Genomic DNA, 20,116 nt, shown 5'->3' with positions numbered 1-20,116 from the left:
TTGATTACATAATAGAGGTAGGGTGAGGCCATGGAAGACGACGCCTTGGCTGAAGACCTGCGGCAGGTGATCGGGGACCTGGTCCGCGCCGTACGGGCCGCGGACACCATGCCCTCCGGAGAGGCCGCCATCCTCGGCCACCTCGATCGCGGCGGCCCGCGAACCACGGCCGACCTTGCCCACCTGCGCGGCGTGACCCACCAGGCGGCCGCCAAATCCGTCAAGGAACTCCTCGGCGACGGCCTGGTGCGGGCCGAGCCTCATCCCCGTGACGGCCGCAAGCTCCTGCTGCACATCACCGACATCGGCCGCGCCCGCCTCCAGCGGGAACGCGCACAGCGCGCCACCTGGCTCGACGCCGCCATCCGTGACACGCTCAGCCCCGAGGAGCAGCAGCGACTGCGCGAGTGCGTCTCCCTGCTGGCCCGCCTGACCACCCGCATGACCGGACGATGATCGTGCACCGCGCGGCGCGCTGATCCGGCGCCGCCACCTCCAGGTTCGGCCCGCACCCTCGCCGACCGCCTCGCCTCCCGCGGCCGACGAGCCTGAAAGTCGCTGTCATCTCGACCGGTCGTCCGCCCGGTTCTCGGCAAGCTGGTTGCCGGCGGCCGACTCGCTCCAGCGGGCGAGCAGGTGCAGTGCGGCCTCGGACGGGCTGCCGGGTTCGGTGTCGTAGATGAACAGGGTCTGGTCGGGGTCGTCCGCGGGGGCGAGTGCCTGATAGGTGATGGTGAGGTCGCCGACGAGCGGGTGGTGGTAACCCTTGGTACCGGTGGTGCGCCGGTGGACCTTGTTGTCGGACCAGTACCGGCGGAAGTGCTCGCTGCGGATGGACAGGTCCCCGACGAGGGCGCCGAGAGCGGGGTCGTCGGGGTGGCGTCCGGCGTCGCGGCGAAGCATGGCGGCCGTATCGGCGGCCACAGCGGGCCAGTCCGTGTACAGCTCGCGGGCGTGGGGGTCGAGGAAGACGAAACGAGCCTGGTTGCGCTCGGCCGCGGGCAGGGCCCGGAAGTCGGTGATCAGGCGTCCGGCGAGCCGGTTGTGGGCCAGCACGTCCAGGCGGCGGCCCAGGACGAAGGCGGGCCGGCACGCCGTCTCCAGGAGGTCCAGCAGCCGCCAGGTGGCCGGGTGGACCCGCTGCGGGCGGGGGCGCCGCCTGCGCCGGGCGGGCTGGGGACGGGCGAGGATGTGCAGGTGCTCGCGTTCGGCGTCGTCGAGGCGGAGGGCGGTGGCCAGCGCGTCGAGCACCTCGGGCGAGGCGCTGCGGCTACGGCCCTGCTCCAGGCGGGTGTAGTAGTCCACGCTCACCCCGGCCAGGCGGGCCAGTTCCTCGCGCCGCAGCCCGGAGACGCGGCGCCGGCCCAGAAGCGGCTCGTCGAGCCCGGCCTCGTGCGGGCCGAGCCGGGCCCGGGCTGAGCGCAGGAACTCCGCCAGCGGGGTGCTGGTGTGGTCACCGTCCATACCACCCAGTGTCGCGCCTTCCCGCGGTGCGGCATTCGGTGAGGGTGGCCCAGTTCGTCCCCCGATGGCTTGGGCTGTTTTGCCGCCTGTTTTCCCTGCTCAGAGCTGGTTCAGTAGGAATCGGACCGGTGATCCGGTCCTGTCTCTCATCCGCACGAAGGAGCTTTCACATGTCCACGTGGTTCATCACCGGCGCCTCCCGGGGCCTCGGCCTGGAGATCGCTCGTGCCGCCCTAGCGGGCGGCGACGCCGTGGTGGCGGCGGCCCGTAACCCGGACGCCCTGCCGGAGGACCTCCAGCGGTCCGGCCGGGTGCTCGGGGTCCGGCTCGACGTCACCCGCGGCGAGGAGATCCCACCCGCCGTCGAGGCGGCCGTCGCTCGTTTCGGCGCCATCGATGTCCTGGTCAACAACGCGGGCCGGGGCCTGCTCGGCGCGCTGGAGGAGATCACCGACGCCGAGGCGCGCTCCCTGTTCGACCTCAACGTCTTCGGCCTGATCAATCTGACCCGCGCCGTCCTACCGGGCATGCGCGCCGCCGGGCACGGCAAGATCGTCAACATCGGGTCCCGGTCCGGATTCGAAGGCGAGCCCGGGGTGAGCATGTACGCCGCCACCAAGTTCGCCGTCGCCGGCATCAGCGAGGCACTGTCGGCGGAGCTGGAGCCCTTCGGTATCCAGTGCATGGTCGTCGAGCCGGGCGTCTTCCGTACCGACTTCCTCGACGCCGGCTCCTTGTCCACCGCCGCGCACCGCATCGACGCCTACGACGGCACCCCCGCCCACGTCACCCTGGACTGGGCCGGCACCGCCAACCACACCCAGCTCGGCGACCCGGTCAAGGGCGCCGCGCTGATCTACGAGGTCACCTGCCAGGACAAGCTGCCGGGGCACCTGTACCTCGGCCGCGACACCCTTGAGCGGCTGCGGGTCAAGCTGGACCGCATCGAGCAGGACGCGGCCCCCTGGCGGGACAAATCCGCCGCCACCGCACACGACGACGCGGCCTGACCCCGGGCCCGCCTTCACCCTTGAAAGGATCTGTCATGACCGCTGCTCTGCTCACCGGAGCTCCGCTGGCCGGCCGCGTGGCCGTCGTCTCGGGCGCCTCCAGCGGCATCGGCGCCGCCACCGCCACCTGCGGCCCCGTGCCAGAGGAGGATCTGCGCGGCTGCTCACGGGCGTCCACCAGCTCCCCGAGGTCGGCGCGTCAGGTCTGCGGTGGCGTCTGTGCGGACCGCCCGAACGGATGCTCGCGGTGGAGCTGGTGCTCGCCTGGTACGACGTCCAGGCGCGCAGGCCCGGTCGGCTGCGCCCCTGCGCCAACGACGAGTGCCGCCTGTTCCTCCTGGACCGCAGCCGGGCCAACACCGCCCGCTGGTGTTCGATGAAGACCTGCGGTAACCGCTTGAAGGCCCGTCGCCACCAGGAGCGCGCCCGCCAGGAGCCGAGGACCTGACAGGTCCCATGCCGTCCCTCGCGTCCAAGGCCACGGCAAGGCCGCGGAGGACGCGCATGGCCTGCGCGGTGTCCCAGCGGGCACGGTCCAGCAGCCGCCGGGTGGCGTCGCGACTGCGGTCTCCGACCCACTCCGCGATCGTCCACCCGTTACGTTCGGGCAGGTCAGGCATCACCGCCCGGGACGTATTCGCCGGTCTGCAGGCGCGGCTCGGCCCTGTTGAACACCGGCGCCAACGCGGTCATCAAGGCGGTCACAAAGGAGCGCCGCCGAACCCGATCTCGTTCCCGTCGGGATCGCGGTAGGTGGCCTTGCGTACGCCGTTGGAGTAGGTCTCCCGCTCTGCGGGGTCGAGTCCACGTTCGGCGATCTGCGCGACGAGCGCATCGAAGTCGTCGACGAAGATCGTGTGCATGGCGTGGCCGGCGCGCTCGGGCCGCTGCTCGATGAACACGTACCGATGTTCTGCGAGCTCCCACACAGCCTCCGTGTCGCTCGCGACGAACGTCGGCGGGGAGCCCAGCAGCCGTTCGTACCACTTCAGGGCTGCCGCGTACTCGGTGACCGGGATTCCTGCGAACAAGTCGAGCGCCATGCCGCGATCATATGGACTTCCTCCTTCGTGGTCCGAATCGCCCACGAGCGGGCCCAGGCCGTGGTCGAGGGGCACTGGGCGGCTTGACGAGAAATTTGGGAGCGGTGTCGGATCGGGGCGGTGGTGTTCGTAGCAGGGGTGAGGCCGCCCGCAGGGGGCGGCGCCACGGCGAAAGAACCGCGATCATGAAGCTGACGACCATGACTCAGGTCACCATCGATGGAGTGATGCAGGGAAACGGCGCCGCGTCGGATGACCGCAGGAACGGATTCGAGCGCGGCGGATGGGCCCGGGGGAAGGGCGACGACGAGACCAGGGCGTTCATCACGCAGACCTACCAGCGCGCAGAGGCGTTCCTGTTCGGCCGGCGCACCTACGAGCTGTTCGCGGGCTCGTGGGGATCGATCGACCAGATGCGCGCACATCCCATCGGCGTGGCCTTGAACGAGTCCCCCAAGTACGTCGCCTCGGCCACGCTCGCCGCGCCGCGCTGGCAGGACACGACCGTTCTCCGCGGTGACCTCGCGGCGGCCATCGGTGAGCTGAAGGCCAAGCCCGGGGGTGAGCTGCAGGTGCACGGCAGTGGCATCCTGACCCAATGGCTGCTGGAGAACGACCTGGTCGACGAGATGACTCTGATCGTGATCCCGGTGATCCTCGGCCAGGGCGCGAGACTGTTCCCGGAGACCGGTCCGGATCTTGCGCTCGACCTGGTCGAGTCGCGGGTCGACTCGAAGGGCGTGACGATCCAGGTCTACCGGCCGGCCGGGCGCCCTCGGTACGCAACGGCCTGAAGTTCCTACTCGACACCACAGGAGATGATCTTCAGATGCAGTACCTGGTTTCCGTGATCGATGACAAGAGCAATCCCGGCAGCACGGACAGGCGGCCTGCCATCAGCGCGTTCAACGAACGACTGATCGCCGAGGGCTACTGGGTTTTCGCGGGCGGACTCGCGGACACCGACACGGCCACGGTCATCGACAACCGGGGCGAGCAGGCGGTGTTCACCGACGGGCCTTTCGTGGAGTCGAAGGAGTACCTCGCCGGCATCTGGGTGTGGGAGGCTCCCGATCTGGATGTGGCGCTCAAGCTCGCCGCCGAGGCGTCGAAGGTCTGCGATCGGAAAATCGAGGTGCGGCCGTTCCTGTGAGCGACGTCGAGGAGGCGATCACCCGGGCCCACCGCGGCGAGTGGGCGCGGGTGGTGGCCGCCCTGACCAGGCGTTTCGGTGACCTCGACATCGCCGAGGAGGCGGCTGCCGAGGCGTTCGCGATCGCCGTGGAGCGGTGGCCGGCCGACGGCGTGCCGCCCAATCCCGGAGCCTGGCTGACCACAACCGCCAACCGCAAGGCCATCGACCGGATCCGGCGTGAGAGCAAGCGCGACGCCAAGCACAGGGAGGCTCAGATGTCGTACGACGACCCGCCCGAGCCTGTCGGCGCCATCGACGACGACCGGCTCCGGCTGATCTTCACCTGCTGTCACCCGGCACTGGCGATGGAAGCCCGCGTGGCGTTGACCCTGCGCATGGTCGGCGGTCTGACCGTGCCCGAGATCGCCCGTGCCTTCCTGGTGCAGGGGACCACCATGGAGCGGCGCATCACCCGCGCGAAGGCCAAGATCAAGGCGGCTCGCATCCCCTATCGGATGCCGTCCGTCGGCGATCTGCCGGCACGCGTCTCCGGCGTCCTGGCCGTCCTGTTCCTCGTCTTCAACGAGGGCTACCTGGCGAGCGGCCCCGGCACCGATCCCGTACGACACGACCTGACCACCGAGGCGATCCGGCTCACCCGCCTGATCCGCGCGCTCCTGCCGCAGGACGGAGAAGTGGCCGGCCTGCTGGCGCTGATGCTGCTCATCGAGGCCCGCCGCCCGGCCCGGGTCTCGGCCGGCGGCGAACTGGTCCCCCTGGCCGAGCAGGACCGCGGCGCCTGGGACGCGGAACTGATCGCCGAAGGTCACCGACTGGTACGCGAGCGCCTGGCCGCTGCCGCTGCCGGGGTGGCTCCGGGCCGCTATCAGATCCTCGCCGCGATCAACGCGGTGCACACCTCCGCCCGCGACATCCGCGACACCGACTGGTCGCAGGTCCTCGCCCTCTACGACCAGCTCGTCCGCCTCGACCCCTCGCCGATCATCGCCCTCAACCGGGCCATCGCCGTGGCCGAGCTCGACGGGCCGGAGGTGGCACTGGCCATCGTCGATCGCCTCGCCGAGACGTTGGCCGGTTATCACGCCTATCACGCCACCCGCGCCGACCTGCTGCGCCGGCTGGGCCGAAGTCAGCAGTCACGCGCGGCCTACGACCGGGCCATCGAGCTGGCCGGCAACACCGGCGAGACCGCCTACCTCACCCGCCGCCGCGACCAACTGCAGTAGCGCCCGCGGCCCGGCCTGGTGTGCTCGCAGACTTGGAGGGCGACCGCATGGCCGCCGCCTGCCACGAACGCGGCCTCACTCCGGTCGTCACGCTCAACCATTTCACCGTGCCCGCCTGGTTCGCCCGCGACGGGGCCTGGAACCAGCCCGAGGCGCCCGAGCTGTTCGAACGCTACTGCCGCCGCGTCGTCAGCCACTTCGCCGGCGAGGTCACGTGGTGGGTCACGCTGAACGAGCCCAACGTGGGCGCGCTGCTGGCCGCGACCGGCCTGCTCGCCTACGGCGGCCCGGCCGAGGCCGCGCAGCAGGACCCGGCGGATGCCTTCGCCCGCCGCGTCGGCGGCGAGCCGGGCACCGCGACCCTCGCCCTGCCCGTCACCACCCCCGAGGGCGTGGCGAACCTCTGCGAGGCCCACCGCCGCGCCCGTACCGCCATCAAGGAACTCCAGCCGAAGGCCCGCGTGGGCTGGTCGCTGACCCTCCAGGACGTCCAGGCGGGCGAGGGCGGCGAGCAGAAGGCCGCGGAGATGCTGCGGCACATTGTGGAGCCGTTCCTGGAGCTGTCGAAGGACGACGACTTCGTCGGCGTGCAGACCTACACCCGCATGGTCTTCGGCCCGGACGGCCCTCTCAAGGCCGCCCGCACCGAGCGTACCTTCCAGACCGGCTGGGAGTACTACCCGCAAGCCCTGGGGAACGCCGTCCGTCTCGCGGCCGGTTTCACCGGCGTGCCCGTCCTGGTCACCGAGAACGGCATCGCCACCGCCGATGACGACCTGCGCATCGCCCACATCCGCCAGGCCCTCGCCGGCCTGCCCGAGGCCATCGCCGACGGCGCCGGCGTGCTGGGCTACCTGCACTGGACGCTGCTGGACAACTGGGAATGGCACGCCGGTTACGCCATGACGTTCGGCCTGGTCGCCGTGGACCGCCAGACCTTCGACCGTGCCCCGAAGCCGAGCCTGCGCTATCTGGGGCGGGTGGCCGCGACCAACGGAGCCTGCCTGGACACCGGCCGATCCTGACCACGTGCCGGTCAGAGGCACGTGAGCAGCCCGCTCCCCTCCGCTGATACGATTCAGCACGGTGGCAGGCGGGACCAGGGAGACTCGATGGCCAAAGCGCGGCGCGTCACGTCCATCGACGTGGCCAAAGAGGCCGGCGTCTCGCAGACGACGGTCAGCTACGTGCTCAACAACGTGCCGCATCAGAAGATCTCCGAGGAGACGCGGCAGCGGATCTTCGCGGCCGTGGAAAAGCTGGGTTACACGCCCTCGGCCGCGGCCCGGACCCTGCGGCTGGGCCGCAGCGACATCGTGCTGCTGCTCATGCCGGACCTGCCGCTGGGCTCCACGGCCATCGAGCTGATCGAATACCTCACCGCCGGCCTGGAACGTCACGGCCTCAGCGTCGTCACCCGCATCGAGAGCGGACGCACCGTCGCCACGCTGTGGAAGGACCTGGCACCGGCCGCCGTCGTCTCCTTCGCCCCCGTCGCCAAGCAGCACCGCGCGGACATGCGCGCCGCCGGCACCTACGTGGTCAACGTCTGGGGCGACAGCGACGGCGAGCCGAACGTGATGACACGCGGACAGGTCCGCGTCGGACGGATGCAGATCGAGCATCTGGTGGCGCAGGGCCATGTCCGGGTGGGCTACGCCGCTCCAGCCGATGCCCGCATGCGCGCCTTCCTCGATCCACGCCTGGAAGGAGTCCGGCAGGGCTGCGCCGACCACGGCCTCGCTTCTCCGTCGGTGCGGGAAGTCGCGCTGGACACCGAGGCCGCGGCAGCGGCGGCGCGGGCCTGGCGTGAGGAAGGCGTCACCGCCGTGTGCGCCTTCAACGACGAGGTCGCCATCGCCCTGCTGGCCGGGCTGCGCGCCGCAGGGCTGGCGGCCCCCGCCGACCTGGCCGTCATAGGCGTGGACGACACCCCCATGGCCCGCTTCGCCGAACCGCCCCTGACCACGATCAACCAGCACATGGAGGCCGTCGCCGCCGAACTGGCCGACACGGTGCTCACCGGCCTGGAAAGACCGGACGCCCGCCGCCCCGCGCCGCCGGAGAGCGCGACCTTGGTGATCCGCCGCTCTGCCTGAGCTGCCGATTGATCGGCGGCAGTGCCGGAACACGGTGATCCTCCGTTGGGCCGGGGCGGCGAGACGGTGCTCGTGCAGGGTCAGGGTCGGCCAGGTACGCCGGCCTGACGGAGGAGGTAGCGCTGGATCTTGCCGCTGGGGGTCTTCGGCAGCGCCTCCACGAAGTGCACGCGGCGCGGGTAGGCGTGGGCGGAGTAGCCGGTACGGACGAGTTGCTGCAGCTCGGCGGCCAGCTCGGGCGAGCCGGCGACCCCGTCGGCCAGGACCACGAACGCTTCGACGACCTCGCCGCGCAGCTCGTCGGGCCGTCCGGTCACGGCCACCTCGGCGACGGCCGGGTGGGTGGCCAGCACGCTTTCGACGTCGAAGGGCGCGATCCGGTAGCCGGCCATCAGGATGAGGTCGTCGTCCCGGGAGGAGAAGAAGAAGTAGCCGTCGTCGTCCACCGACCCCGCGTCGCCGGTCAGGTACCAGCGCCCGTCGGGCGTGAACCGTTCGGCGGTCCTGTCGGGCGCGTCGGCGTACCCGGTGAACCACATCAGCGGGCTGGCGGTGACGTCGAGCACCACCTTTCCGTCGAGAACGGAAGCGGTGAAGCCGGGCAGCGGCTTGCCCATCGACCCGGGGCGGACGGGTTCGGCGAGGTCGGGGTGCCAGGCGTTCACGATCACCATGCCGTGCTCGGTCTGCCCGTAGTGGTCGCGTACCTCGACGCCGAGCGCGCCCGGGGCCCAGGCCGTGATGTCGGGGGTGAGGGGTTCGCCGGCCGAGGAGGCGCGGCGCAGGGAGAGGCCGTCCACCTCGCCGCTGCGCCGCAGGCCGCGGTAGACGGTCGGCGCGGCGGCGAAGTTCGTCACGCCGAACGCCTTGAAGACGGCGAGGGTGGATTCGGCGGTGAACCCGGCGTTCAGCAGCAGGTTGCGCCGGCCGGTGGCCAGCGGCCCGAGGATGCCGTAGTACAGGCCGTAGGCCCAGCCGGGGTCGGCGGCGTTCCAGAACACGTCCTCGGCGATGACGTCCAGACCGTAGTGCATGTAGCAGGCGAAGGAGGCCAGTGCCTTGACGGGGACGGGCACGGCCTTGGGCGCTCCGGTGGTGCCGCTGGTGAACAGGTGGATCAGCGGGCTCTCTCCCCCGACGGCCACCGCGTCACCCATGGGTTCGCAGCCGGCGACGAGCTCGTCCAGCTCGGGTCCGGCCACCAGCGTCGTGAGGTCGTCGAGGGGGGCGAGCTTGTCCTGCTGGCTCGGCTCGGTGACGACCAGCCGGGCGCCGCTGGCACGCACGCGCATCTCGATCGCGGGCGTGGCGAACGCGGTGAACAGGGGCACGTGCACGGCGCCGAGCCGCCAGATCGCCAGCAGGGTCACCACCAGTTCCCGGCGCTTGCCCATCAGCACGGCGACGCTGTCCCCGGCGGCGACGCCGGACAGCGCCAGCAGCGTCGCCAGCCGCCTGGAGGCGTCCGCCAGCTCGCCGTAGGTCAGGTCACGGGCGCTGAGATCGGGCTCGACGAAGGTGAAGGCGACCGCCGACGGGTCGTGCCGGTCGCACAGCAACTCCGCCGCGCACGCCTCGGCCGAGCCGAAAGCGGCCCGCCAGGACTCGATCTGCGCCTGCACGGAGGAGTGATGGGCCCTGTGATTCGCGTATGGCATGCGCCATACTCTGCGCCGTGACGGTCAACACGCGTACCCTCCGAAGAGGGTACCGATGAAGCCCCGGGCCGAGCGGGTGCAGGCCACGCTGGCCAGGATCCGGTCCCTGACCGGGGTTTCGCTCGCGTTCGCCGGGCCTGTCGATCGTGACGGCGTGCTCCTCGAACGCTTCGACGGCCCGGTGGTGGGTCCGTTGTCGGGGGTCAGGCTGTCCTTCGGGCACGGCCTCGGCGGGAAGGCCGCCTCGATCCAGCGGCCCGTGGTCGTGAACGACTACGTCCGTGCTCCGCACATCACGCACCAGTACGATCGCATCATTCAGGCCGAGGGACTGCGCGCGATGGTGGCGGTCCCGGTGGTGGTCGCCAAGCGGACGGTCACCGTCATCTACGCCGCGTTCCGCGACACGCAGATCATCGGCGGCCGCATCTACGACGTCGTCGCCGGTGAGACGAGAACGCTCGAACACGATCTCGTCGTCGCGCACGCGCTGGAGACCATCGAGCCGCCGCAGGGCGGCGAGGCGGCGGTCATCGAGGAGAACCGCCGGCTGCGCGCGGCCCTGCGCGACACCTACACGCAGTTGCGCCTGCTCGCCGCCCGGACCGCCGATCCGGTGATCCGCGAGGAGCTCCTGCGAGAGGCCGACCGGTTCACCGATCAGGAGGCCGGGCCGCCCGCGCTCACGCTGACGCCCCGCGAGAACGATGTGCTCGCGCTGGTGGCGGGCGGCCTGACGAACGCGCAGATCGCTTCGGCGCTCGGCCTCACGACGTTCACGGTCAAGAGCTACATGAAGTCCCTCATGGGCAAGCTCGGCGCGGGGTCCCGGCATGAGGCCGTGGTCATCGCCCGGAGGCTGGGCCGCCTGCCCTGATGTCGCAGGTGTCGCGGCTGTTTCCGGAATGTGGCTAAAAACGTTTCAACACCCTCTTGTCCTCTGCTTCACCCGGGGTTAAGTTGCTCTCTCAGGAACACTGAGACGTATAAGTAACTCCGTCGAGATCGGCGTGCCGTCTGTGCGAGGAGATGCGATGAACCCCACCGGCCGCGCTTCGATGCGCGACCACATCCAGAAGGCGGTCGATGACGGCGTCTGGCCCGCCGTTCAGTTCGCCGTCGCCCGGCACGGTGAGATCCTGGCATTCGAGTCGTTCGGTGACGCCCGTGATTCCGACCGGTTCTGCCTGTTCTCGGCCACCAAGCCGGTCGTGGCCTCGCTGGTGTGGCAGTTGCTCGATGAGGGCCTGATCGAGCTCGGGACGCGGGTGGCCGAGGTGTGGCCCGGGTTCGGCGCGTACGGCAAGGACGTGGTCACCCTCGAACAGGTGCTGCTGCACACCTGCGGCTTCCCGGCCGCCGTCATCTCCCGTGACGCCATCGCCTCCCGGGAGAAACGGGCCGCCGAGATGGAGGCGTGGCCGCTGGAATGGCCGCCAGGAAGCCGCTACGAATACCACGCCACCTCGGCGCACTGGGTGCTGACGGAGGTGATCCACCGCGTGACCGGCCAGGACTTCCGGCAGGCACTGCGGGCCCGGGTGCTCGACCCGCTGGGCCTGGACCGGCTGGAGCTGGGCGTCCCGGTGGAGCGGCAGGCCGACCTGAAGCGGGTCACCGCGACCGGGACCCGCTCGATGGAGGTGCTGGAGGCGCTGTTCGGGCAGCCGGTCGACGAGACCGCCCTGGACGCCGACTCGGCGAGGACACTGGCCGTCGCCAACGACCCGGAAGTGGTGGCAGCGGGGGTGCCCGGCGCCAACGCCTTCTCCGACGCGGCCAGTGTGGCCCTGTTCTACCAGGAGCTGCTGCACAACACCGCGGGGCTGTGGCGGCCGGACGTACTGGCGATGGCCACGGGAGAGATCCGCAACGCCTTACCGGACCCGATGCGGATGGGGGCCGCCGCCAACCGGAGCATCGGCCTGATCATCGCCGGAGCCGACGACGGCGCGGCGCTGAAGATCCCCTCACTCGGCGTCGAGGTGCCGCTGCGGCCGTTCGGCGGCCGGGTGTCGCCGCGGGCGTTCGGGCACGGCGGGGCGGGCGGCCAGTCCGCCTGGGCCGACCCGGCCACGGGCCTGTCGTTCTGCCTCCTCGTCAACGGGTTCGACCGCGACCTGCTGCGTGACGCCCGGCGGCACGCCGCCATCGAGTCGGAGGCGGCGCAGTGGGCATGACGTCTGACCGGGTCACGGAGCTGACCCTCGCCGAGCAGGCCTCCCTCACCTCGGGCGGCACGGCCTGGACCACCAAGGCCGTCCGCGACGTCGTCCGGGCGCTGCGCCTGTCGGACGGCCCGCACGGGCTGAGGCGGCCACAGGACGGGTCGCTGCTGTCCGCCGGCGTGCCCGCCACCTGCTTCCCGCCCGCCGTCACGTCCGGATCGACGTGGGATCCCGCGCTGGTCCACCGCATCGGCGCCGCTATGGCGTGGGAGGCCGCGGCGCTCGGCGTGGACGTGGTCCTGGGCCCCGGGATCAACATCAAGCGCAGCCCTCTGTGCGGGCGCAACTTCGAGTACTTCTCCGAGGACCCGCATGTCAGCGGCGTCATGGGGGCCGCATTGGTCGACGGCATCCAGTCCCTGGGCATCGGCGCCTGCGTCAAGCACTTCGCCGTCAACAATCAGGAGACCGACCGGATGCGTGTCAGCGCGGACGTCGATGAGCGTACGCTGCGCGAGCTGTACCTGCCGGCCTTCGAGCACATCGTGCGCCAGGCCCGGCCGTACACCGTGATGGCCGCCTACAACCGCGTCAACGGCGTGTACGCCTGCGAGAACCCCTGGCTGCTGACGCAGGTGCTGCGCGAGGAGTGGGGCTTCGACGGCCTGGTGATGTCCGACTGGGGCGCGGTCAACGACCGGGTCGCGTCTCTGGCCGCCGGTCTCGACCTGCAGATGCCGCCCGACGGCACCGACGGCCGGATCACGGCGGCGGTGGAGGAGGGCAGCCTGGAGCGGGCGTCCGTCGCGGCCGCCGCCGCCCGGGGGCTGCGGTTGCAGGAACGCGTGGACCGCGCGGAGCGCTTCGACGGCTGGGACGTGGACGCCCACCACGAGCTGGCCCGTGAGGCGGCCCGGGCGGGCGCGGTGCTGCTGAAGAACGAGGACGGCCTGCTGCCGATCGACCCGGCGGCGCGGCTGAAGGTGGCGGTCATCGGCGAGTTCGCCCGCACCCCGCGCTACCAGGGCCACGGCAGCTCCCGCGTGACGCCCACCCGCCTGGACAACGCCTGGGACGCGTTGCGGCAGGCGGCCGGCCCCGAGCTGGAGCTGACCTTCTCCCCCGGCTACACCCTGACCGGCGAGCCCGGCCCGGCGATGACGGAGGAGGCCGTCACCCACGCGGCCCGGGCCGACATCGTGCTGCTCTTCCTTGGCCTGCCGGAGGAGTCGGAGACCGAGGGGCGGGACCGCACCGACATCTCGCTGCCCCGCTGCCAGGTGGACCTGCTGCGCTCGATCGCCGCCGTCTGCCGCAAGGTCGCGGTCGTGCTGGCCAACGGCGGGGTGGTCTCGGTGAGCAACTGGCGGGACGACGCGCAGGCGATCCTGGAGTCCTGGCTCGGCGGCCAGGCGGGCGGAATCGCGCTGGCCGACCTGATCCTCGGCGCGCACAGCCCGTCGGGCAAGCTGACCGAGTCGATCCCGCTCCAGCTCCAGGACGTCCCCTCCTACCTGCACTTTCCCGGGCAGGACGGCCACACGGTGCACGGTGAGGGCCGCTACGTCGGCTACCGGTACTACGACACCCTGGACCTGCCGGTGGCCTACCCGTTCGGTCACGGGCTGAGCTACACCACCTTCTCCTACTCCGACCTGGAGGTGGAGGAGACCGGTGTGAACGCCTGGACGGTCCGCGTCACCGTCACCAACACCGGCTCCCGCCACGGCGAGGAGGTCGTCCAGCTCTATGTCGCCTTCGACGAGCCGCATCCCACCCGGCCCCGGCACGAGCTGCGCGGCTTCGCCAAGCCGGCGCTGGCGCCCGGCGCCTCGGCGCGGGCGGAGTTCCGGCTCACCGGCCGCGACCTGGCCTGGTACTCCACGAAGCGGGGCGGCTGGCGCATCGACCCGGGCGCGTTCACGGTCGAGGTGGGCGCTTCCTCCCGTGACATCCGGCTGCGGGCCGAGCTGCACACGCCGGGCGACGGCGTAGCCGACGAGCTGACCGGCGCGTCCTCCTGGGCGAGTGGCTCGACCATCCGGTCGGTGGGAATCTGCTCCGGAAACGGCTCACCGAGCATCCCGGTGCCGTCAAGCTCGATGAGGTCGATCCTCTGGTGCTGTCCGCCGTCGCCCAGATCCCGCTCGCCAAGTTCGCCGGGCCCGTCCTCGGGCTCACCTCCGACGCCATCACCGCACTCGCCGCCGCCGCGCGGAAGGAAACCTCATGAGCGACCACGAGTTCCACCGGCCGCCTCAACCTGGTCGGGCTCGACGTCGCGCACGCCATCCTCGGCCGCCTGGCGGCCCGCCTGCGCGAGGAAGGCATCCGGTGAGTGAGGCCGGGGGTACGTTCGAGGCGCGGTTCGGGCCGGTGGTGGCGGCCTTCGCCGAGACGGTGACCGAGCCGCAGTCGGGTGGCGCGGCACTGTCGGTGCCGCCCACGGCTATCTCACCCACCGCAGGCAGGCCGCGAGCAACGTCCTGCGGATCGTCTCCGCGCTGAAAGCGGTGCTCGACGCGGCGTAGTGCGTGTAACGAAAGGAGACAGCAGCGTGCTCGACCACGCCTTCATGATCACCGCTGATGCGGAACGCGGCACGGCCCTCGTGCTCAGCGCCCGGCTCGCGCTCGACCAGCCGGCCTCGCAGGTGGCGGGGGCCGTCTTCCGGGCTACGGCCCACGGCGTATACGAGGCTCGCATCGGCGGACGCGCCGTCGGCGACGCCGTCCTCTCCCCCGGCTGGAGCGCCTACGAGTGGCGGCTCCAGGTGCAGGAACACGACGTCACCGACCTCATCGCCGACATCGCCCACATCGCCGACACCGTCGATGTCGAGGTGCTCCTCGGCAACGGCTGGTGGCGCGGCGGCCTCGGCTTCGCCGGCCTGAACCTGGACTACGGCCCTTCGATCGGCTTCGTCGCGGAACTGGAGGTGACCTACCGCGACGGCGCCACCCAGGTGCTGGTGACCGGGCCGCACTGGAGCGCGCGCCGCTCCCAGGTCACCGAGAACAGCCTGTACGACGGGGTACGCATCGACGCCCGCCCGCCATCCGGCGAGCGGCTGCCCGTCCGCACAGCCGACTTCGACCGCGCCACGCTGGTGCCGCAGACGAAGCCGGCCATCACCCGGCACGAGACGCTACGGCCGGTGCGCGTCTGGTCATCCCCCAGCGGGAAGACCCTCGTGGACTTCGGGCAGAACCTCGTCGGCTGGATCCGGCTGCGAGCGAGTGGCCCGGCCGGGACCGAGATCACCGTCCGGCACGCCGAAGTCCTGGAGCACGGGGAACTGGCCACCCGGCCGCTGCGCGGCGCCCGCGCCACCGACACGTTCGTGCTGTCCGGCGGCCCCGAGGACGTCTTCGAGCCTACGCTCACCTTCCACGGCTTCCGCTACGCCGAGGTGTCGGGAATCGACGTCACCGCGGACGACCTGGAGGCCGTCGTGGTGCACTCCGCCATGCGCCGCACCGGCACGTTCGAGTGCTCGAACCCGCTGGTCAACCGGCTGGTGGAGAACTCCGCCTGGAGCCAGAAGGGCAACTTCCTCGACCTGCCCACCGACTGCCCGCAACGCGACGAGCGTCTCGGCTGGACCGGCGACATCGCCGTCTACGCACCGGCCGCCTGCTACCAGTTCGACTGCGCCGACATCCTGCACGGCTGGCTGCTCGACCTCGCAGTGGAGACCGAACACTCCGGATACGTCCCGTTCGTGGTGCCCAACGTGCTGAAACTCGCGCCCGCAGAGGTCCGCGCGAAGAGCGAACCCATGCTCGGGCCGACCGCGATCTGGGGAGACGCCGCCGTCTGGGTGCCGGAAAGCCTGTGGCAGGCGTACGGCGACCGCGACCGCCTGGCCGAGCACTACCCCGCCATCGTCCGGCACCTGGAGGGAGTCGAAGCCCGGCTCTCCCCGTCCGGCCTGTGGGACCAGGGCTTCCAGTTCGGCGACTGGCTCGACCCGGCCGCGCCACCCGACCGGCCCCACCAGGCGAAAGCCGACACAGGGGTCGTCGCGACGGCCTGCCTGTACCGCAGCGCCTCCTTCGCCGCCGACGCGGCCGCCATCCTGGGCGAGGATCAGGACGCCCGCCGCTGGCGCGACCTGGCCGGCCGCACCCGCGAGGCCTTCTTGAAGCACTACGTGCACGACGACGGCACCATCCACTCCGACGCGCAAACGGTCTACGCGCTGGCCATCCACTTCGGGCTGCTCGACGGCGAGCCGCGCCAGGCCGCCGGAGACCGGCTCGCCGCCCTCGTACGGGCAGACGGCCACCACGTCGCCACCGGCTTCGCCGGCACCCCCTACGTCACCTGGGCCCTCACCGAGACCGGGCACATCGACGACGCCTACCGGCTCCTGCTGCAGGAGCGGTGCCCGTCCTGGCTCTACGCCGTGACCATGGACGCCACCACGATCTGGGAACGCTGGGACTCCCTGCTGCCCGACGGCACCGTCAACCCGGGCGAGATGACCAGCTTCAACCACTACGCGCTCGGCGCGGTCGTCGACTGGCTCTACAAGACGGTCGCCGGCATCCGCCCCGCCGAACCCGGCTACGCCCGCGTCCTGCTGCAGCCCACTCCCGGCCCGGGCCTCGACTGGGCGCGGGGCACCTTGAACACGCCCCACGGCCGCGTCGAGTGCGGCTGGCGCCGTCAGGACGCGGGGTTCGAGGTCGAGGTCCACGTCCCGGAGGGGATCGAGGCGGACGTCGTCCTGCCCGACGGCACCCGCCACACGGTGACCGGAGGCGCCCACACGTTCCCCAGCGCCCTGTGACCTCCCGCACCCGCAATCGCAGTGGACCCCGCCGCCTTCGCACGGACCCGCACCCTGAGCGAGGCCCGGCTCGGGCGGGTGGCGCCGGAGCAGCGCCGACGTGACCTAACGGCCGCCCCAGGCGGCGGAGAGGAAGAGTGGAAAGACATGGCAGACGCGTACTGGGATCGCCTTCGGACGCTGTTTCTCGAGCACGCGCACCTGGGGGCCGATCACCCTGACGCACGGACGCCGGACCCCGAACTGGCCGCACGGCTGCGCGCACCGAGGGAAGGCGAAGCCCGGTACTCCGCTCCGGCGGCACGGGTGCGCGATGTGACGGTGGACCATGCGACGGGCTCGTGCGCCGTCCGGGTCTACACGCCGGAGACGGACGCCGACGGCCGTCCGCTGTTCGTGTGGTGCCACGGTGGCGCCTGGGCCGCGGGCGACCTCGAAGGCCCGGAGGCCGACGCGACGGCGCGAGAGGTCTGCGTGCGGGCCGACGCCGTGGTGGTCTCCGTCGACTACCGGCTGGCCAAGGACGGGGTGCACTACCCGGTCCCGCTGGACGACGTGGTGGCGGCGTACCTGTGGGCGGTGGACAAGGCGAAGGACCTGGGCGCCGACCCGGCGCGCGTCACCCTGGGAGGCGCGAGCGCCGGCGGCAACCTCGCCGCGGGAGCCGCGCTGCGCGTACGGGACGAGGGGGCGCCGATGCCGGCCGCGCTCCTGCTCGCCTACCCCTGCCTCCACCCCGAACTGCCTCCGGCGTCACCGGAACTACAGGAGAAACTGGACCGGCTGTCGCCCGCCGCCGCCTTCGCCCCGCACCTGCTGACCCCGATCGTGGAGAACTACCTTGGCGCGCCGATCAGCGAGGCGACCCCCTACGCCATGCCGGGCCTCGCGGACGACCTCACCGGCCTCCCACCCACCATGATCATCAACGATGAGTACGACGGCCTCCGGGCGTCGGGCGAGCATTTCGCCCGGCAGTTGCGCGAGGCCGGGGTGGAGGTCGTCCTGGACACCGTGCCCGACGTCGACCACGGCCACCTGGCCCGCCCGGCCCTCCCCCAGTTGGAGCAGACGTACGCCGACATGGCCCGATGGGTCAAGGGATGACGACACCGTACGACCCGGCCGGAAAGCTCCTGGTCCAGGCCGAGGCCCATCGCGCGGGAGATCATCGCCGTGATCGAGGACCTGCCGGCGGTACCGGGCACCGATGCACGTCACCAGCAGAAGGAGACCCCCGACATCATGACCACCAACGCGTCCCAGACGAGCGCTCCGCCTGTCGAGCCGCCGGAGGAGGCCGTGAAGGCCGTGCTCGACGCCGCCGCCGCCGCCGAGACCTTCGACTCCCCGGTGAGCGATGACGCGATCCCTCTGTGGCCGCATGCCGCACCCGGCTCCGAGGACTGGACACACCGTGAGCAGGCGTTCAAGGATCCCGTGACCGGCGGGCTCCGCATCCGCAACGTCGTGGTGCCGACCATCACGCCTTACCTGCCCGAACCGGCCGCCGCCACCGGGGCGGCCGTCATCGTGGCACCGGGCGGCGGGTTCTTCATGCTGTCCATGGACAACGAGGGCAGCGACGTCGCCGAGTGGCTGCGGCGACGGGGCGTCGCGGCGTTCCTGCTGAAGTACCGTCTCAAGGACAGCGGGCCCGCGCAGTCCGACTTCGCCACATCCTTCGTGTCCATCTTCGCGGCGGCACGAACCGGCGAGTCGCCGGCCGGCTCCGTCGCCGACGTGACGCGAGGGGTTCCCGCCCTCGCGCTGGACGACCTTCGGCGTGCGATCGCGCTGCTGCGGGAGCGCGCCGGCGAGTGGCGGATCGATCCCGGCAGGGTCGGGGTGATCGGGTTCTCGGCCGGCGCCTACCTGTCGGCGGGGGCGGCGGTCTCCGCGCAAACGCGCGAGCGCCCGGACTTCGTCGCGTGCGTTTATGGCGGCTACAGCCACGTACCCGTCCCTGAGCAGGCGCCCCCGCTGTTCACCACGGTGGCCGCGGACGATTCGCTCTGTTTCGCCGACACGATGCGGCTGATCGAGGCGTGGCAGGCGGCCGGTCGTCCGGTCGAGGCGCACGTCTATCCCAGCGGCGGCCACGGCTTCGGGCTCAGCAGCACCGGTCACGCGGTGGACACCTGGCCGGAACGCTTCCAGGACTGGCTGTCCGGCCTCGGCGTGATCGTCGCAGGGCGCCTCGATGCCATGGAGCAGCGCATCGGCTCGTGCGGATGCAGGTCGTGACGGAGGTTGGCTCCAGGGACAGACTCACCTCACGATGATCCGTCGCGCCCTGGCAAGGTTGGCGATCAGTTCGGCACGGGCCTGGTGCTCGTGCGCGAACCACGCGGGTTGACCGGGAGCGCTGCGCCACGACTCGCTGAGCGGGCTGTTGTCGACGGTGTCGAACCCGAACTGGTCGTACAGCCGCGTCACGAGTTCCACGGCTTCGGGAAAGTCGCTCGATGCCGAAAGCGCCGGACGGCCGGGGGTGCCCGCCGGTTCACCCGCGGTGGTGATGCGGTGAGCCGTTCAAGATCACCGTCGAGATCCTCGAACCCGACGCCGACGAGATCGCCTCCTCCGCCGGCGCCATCCGGTCGAACCCCTGAACGCCTGAGCCGAGCGTCGCCACATGTTCCCATCGCGTGGCGGAGGCGAGGGCGGGGGTGCGTCGGACCAGCCTCGTTGCCGCGTGCCGGTGCCGGGGTCAGGACGCGAGCGCGGACGACGCCCTGTGCAGGGCGTCGAGGATCACCTCGACCGGCTGAGCACCCGAGATGCCATAGGTGCGGTCGATGACGTAGAACGGTACGCCGCGCACACCGAGCGCCTGGGCTTCCTGAATGTCGGCTCGTACGTCTTCGGCGTAGGCGTCGCCGTCCAGGACGGTGCGTGTCGCGTCGGACGGCAGCCCGACCTCGGTGGCCAGCCGAGTCAGCGTGTCCACGTCGTCGATGGCCTCGCCGTCGGTCAGAGCGGCGCGCTGCAGCCGTTCGTGCATCGCATCGCCCAGGCCGCGGGTGGCGGCGAAACAGGCGAGGCGGTGCGCGTCGAAGGTGTTGGCGGTGAGGGCGTCGTCCAGGTGGTACGTCAGCCCTTCCTCCGCGGCCAGCGCGCTGACCTTGTCGTTCATCGCCTTGGCCTGCTGCGGGGTGACGCCGTACTTGGTGGAGAGCATCTCGACGGTGGGGATGTTCTCACCGCGCCGCTGGGTGGGGTCGAGCTGGAAGCCGCGCCAGATCACCTCGACCTCGTCGGCGCGTTCGTACCGGGCGAGCGCCTTCTCCAGCCGCCGCCGGCCGATGTAGCACCACGGGCAGACAAAGTCGGACCAGACTTCGATCTTCATGATGATCTCCCGCCTCGCTCAGCAGCCGGTGCCGTCGATGGCGCAGACGTCGCCGCCGGCGTCGATCAGGATGAGGCCGGCGGGCTTCTCCTGAGCCTCGGATACCTCGCTGACCTGCGCTTCTGCGGTGTCCACCGGA

19 protein-coding genes are annotated in these 20,116 nt (G+C 71.3%); 14 read left to right on the top strand and 5 right to left on the bottom strand.

Annotation, left to right across the window (positions count from 1 at the left end; all coding sequences use genetic code 11):
- Nucleotides 1-30 precede the first annotated feature (30 nt).
- Complete coding sequence (locus HNP84_RS32750) at nucleotides 31-456, top strand: MarR family winged helix-turn-helix transcriptional regulator (protein ID WP_185053822.1); 426 nt, start codon at nucleotides 31-33, stop codon at nucleotides 454-456.
- A gap of 105 nt (nucleotides 457-561) precedes the next feature.
- Here the strand turns inward: HNP84_RS32750 and HNP84_RS32745 are convergent, their stop codons facing one another.
- On the bottom strand, nucleotides 562-1,464 hold the full coding sequence (locus HNP84_RS32745) for a helix-turn-helix transcriptional regulator (protein WP_185053821.1): 903 nt from the start codon (nucleotides 1,462-1,464) through the stop codon (nucleotides 562-564).
- 170 nt (nucleotides 1,465-1,634) lie between these two features.
- Between HNP84_RS32745 and HNP84_RS32740 the strand changes: the two genes are divergently transcribed.
- Both HNP84_RS32740 and HNP84_RS56860 read left to right on the top strand, forming a co-directional pair.
- Nucleotides 1,635-2,474 (top strand): SDR family NAD(P)-dependent oxidoreductase, encoded by an 840-nt coding sequence (locus tag HNP84_RS32740; RefSeq protein WP_185053820.1) that lies wholly within the window; start codon nucleotides 1,635-1,637, stop codon nucleotides 2,472-2,474.
- A gap of 238 nt (nucleotides 2,475-2,712) precedes the next feature.
- Entirely contained in the window at nucleotides 2,713-2,922 is a 210-nt protein-coding gene (locus HNP84_RS56860) for a CGNR zinc finger domain-containing protein (RefSeq protein WP_376771994.1), read from the top strand.
- Between the two features lie 253 nt (nucleotides 2,923-3,175).
- Here the strand turns inward: HNP84_RS56860 and HNP84_RS32730 are convergent, their stop codons facing one another.
- On the bottom strand, nucleotides 3,176-3,517 hold the full coding sequence (locus HNP84_RS32730) for a VOC family protein (RefSeq protein WP_185053819.1): 342 nt from the start codon (nucleotides 3,515-3,517) through the stop codon (nucleotides 3,176-3,178).
- 185 nt (nucleotides 3,518-3,702) lie between these two features.
- On the opposite strand from HNP84_RS32730, the gene HNP84_RS32725 reads away from it, so the two are divergent.
- The 5 genes from HNP84_RS32725 to HNP84_RS32705 all read left to right on the top strand — a co-directional run bounded on the left by HNP84_RS32725 (nucleotide 3,703) and on the right by HNP84_RS32705 (nucleotide 7,998).
- Nucleotides 3,703-4,311, top strand: coding sequence for a dihydrofolate reductase family protein (locus HNP84_RS32725; protein WP_185053818.1), 609 nt, complete (start codon nucleotides 3,703-3,705; stop codon nucleotides 4,309-4,311).
- 35 nt (nucleotides 4,312-4,346) lie between these two features.
- Nucleotides 4,347-4,670, top strand: coding sequence for a YciI family protein (locus HNP84_RS32720; RefSeq protein WP_185053817.1), 324 nt, complete (start codon nucleotides 4,347-4,349; stop codon nucleotides 4,668-4,670).
- Nucleotides 4,667-5,899, top strand: coding sequence for an RNA polymerase sigma factor (locus tag HNP84_RS32715; RefSeq protein ID WP_185053816.1), 1,233 nt, complete (start codon nucleotides 4,667-4,669; stop codon nucleotides 5,897-5,899). The genes HNP84_RS32720 and HNP84_RS32715 overlap by 4 nt, the downstream gene beginning before the upstream one ends.
- Nucleotides 5,900-5,931: 32 nt before the next feature.
- A complete protein-coding gene (locus HNP84_RS32710; RefSeq protein WP_185053815.1) occupies nucleotides 5,932-6,924 on the top strand; it encodes a family 1 glycosylhydrolase in 993 nt (330 codons plus the stop codon).
- A gap of 87 nt (nucleotides 6,925-7,011) precedes the next feature.
- Complete coding sequence (locus HNP84_RS32705; protein ID WP_185053814.1) at nucleotides 7,012-7,998, top strand: LacI family DNA-binding transcriptional regulator; 987 nt, start codon at nucleotides 7,012-7,014, stop codon at nucleotides 7,996-7,998.
- A gap of 80 nt (nucleotides 7,999-8,078) precedes the next feature.
- Here HNP84_RS32705 and HNP84_RS32700 read toward each other — a convergent pair whose 3' ends face one another.
- Nucleotides 8,079-9,656 (bottom strand): AMP-binding protein, encoded by a 1,578-nt coding sequence (locus HNP84_RS32700; RefSeq protein WP_185053813.1) that lies wholly within the window; start codon nucleotides 9,654-9,656, stop codon nucleotides 8,079-8,081.
- Nucleotides 9,657-9,711: 55 nt separating this feature from the next.
- Here HNP84_RS32700 and HNP84_RS32695 point away from each other — a divergent pair, with 55 nt between their 5' ends.
- From HNP84_RS32695 to HNP84_RS32670, 6 genes are all read left to right on the top strand, one after another.
- On the top strand, nucleotides 9,712-10,533 hold the full coding sequence (locus HNP84_RS32695; RefSeq protein ID WP_185053812.1) for a helix-turn-helix transcriptional regulator: 822 nt from the start codon (nucleotides 9,712-9,714) through the stop codon (nucleotides 10,531-10,533).
- Nucleotides 10,534-10,690: 157 nt separating this feature from the next.
- A complete protein-coding gene (locus HNP84_RS32690; RefSeq protein ID WP_185053811.1) occupies nucleotides 10,691-11,836 on the top strand; it encodes a serine hydrolase domain-containing protein in 1,146 nt (381 codons plus the stop codon).
- On the top strand, nucleotides 11,833-14,166 hold the full coding sequence (locus tag HNP84_RS32685; protein WP_221337049.1) for a glycoside hydrolase family 3 C-terminal domain-containing protein: 2,334 nt from the start codon (nucleotides 11,833-11,835) through the stop codon (nucleotides 14,164-14,166). The genes HNP84_RS32690 and HNP84_RS32685 overlap by 4 nt, the downstream gene beginning before the upstream one ends.
- Nucleotides 14,167-14,381: 215 nt before the next feature.
- Nucleotides 14,382-16,622 carry a family 78 glycoside hydrolase catalytic domain gene (locus HNP84_RS32680; protein WP_312926310.1) on the top strand — a complete coding sequence of 747 codons (2,241 nt, stop codon included), beginning with the start codon at nucleotides 14,382-14,384 and terminating at the stop codon, nucleotides 16,620-16,622.
- Nucleotides 16,623-16,937: 315 nt separating this feature from the next.
- Nucleotides 16,938-17,729 (top strand): alpha/beta hydrolase, encoded by a 792-nt coding sequence (locus HNP84_RS32675; RefSeq protein ID WP_185053810.1) that lies wholly within the window; start codon nucleotides 16,938-16,940, stop codon nucleotides 17,727-17,729.
- A gap of 138 nt (nucleotides 17,730-17,867) precedes the next feature.
- A complete protein-coding gene (locus HNP84_RS32670; protein WP_185053809.1) occupies nucleotides 17,868-18,869 on the top strand; it encodes an alpha/beta hydrolase in 1,002 nt (333 codons plus the stop codon).
- A gap of 24 nt (nucleotides 18,870-18,893) precedes the next feature.
- Here the strand turns inward: HNP84_RS32670 and HNP84_RS32665 are convergent, their stop codons facing one another.
- Nucleotides 18,894-19,070 carry an NAD(P)-binding domain-containing protein gene (locus HNP84_RS32665; RefSeq protein ID WP_221337048.1) on the bottom strand — a complete coding sequence of 59 codons (177 nt, stop codon included), beginning with the start codon at nucleotides 19,068-19,070 and terminating at the stop codon, nucleotides 18,894-18,896.
- Nucleotides 19,071-19,335: 265 nt separating this feature from the next.
- Nucleotides 19,336-19,977, bottom strand: coding sequence for a DsbA family oxidoreductase (locus HNP84_RS32660; RefSeq protein ID WP_185053808.1), 642 nt, complete (start codon nucleotides 19,975-19,977; stop codon nucleotides 19,336-19,338).
- Between the last annotated feature and the right edge of the window lie 139 nt (nucleotides 19,978-20,116).

Source organism: Thermocatellispora tengchongensis (genome assembly GCF_014202315.1).
GTDB lineage: Bacteria > Actinomycetota > Actinomycetes > Streptosporangiales > Streptosporangiaceae > Thermocatellispora > Thermocatellispora tengchongensis.
Note: the sequence above shows the minus strand (reverse complement) of the source record. Positions and strands in the feature narration are given on the sequence as shown.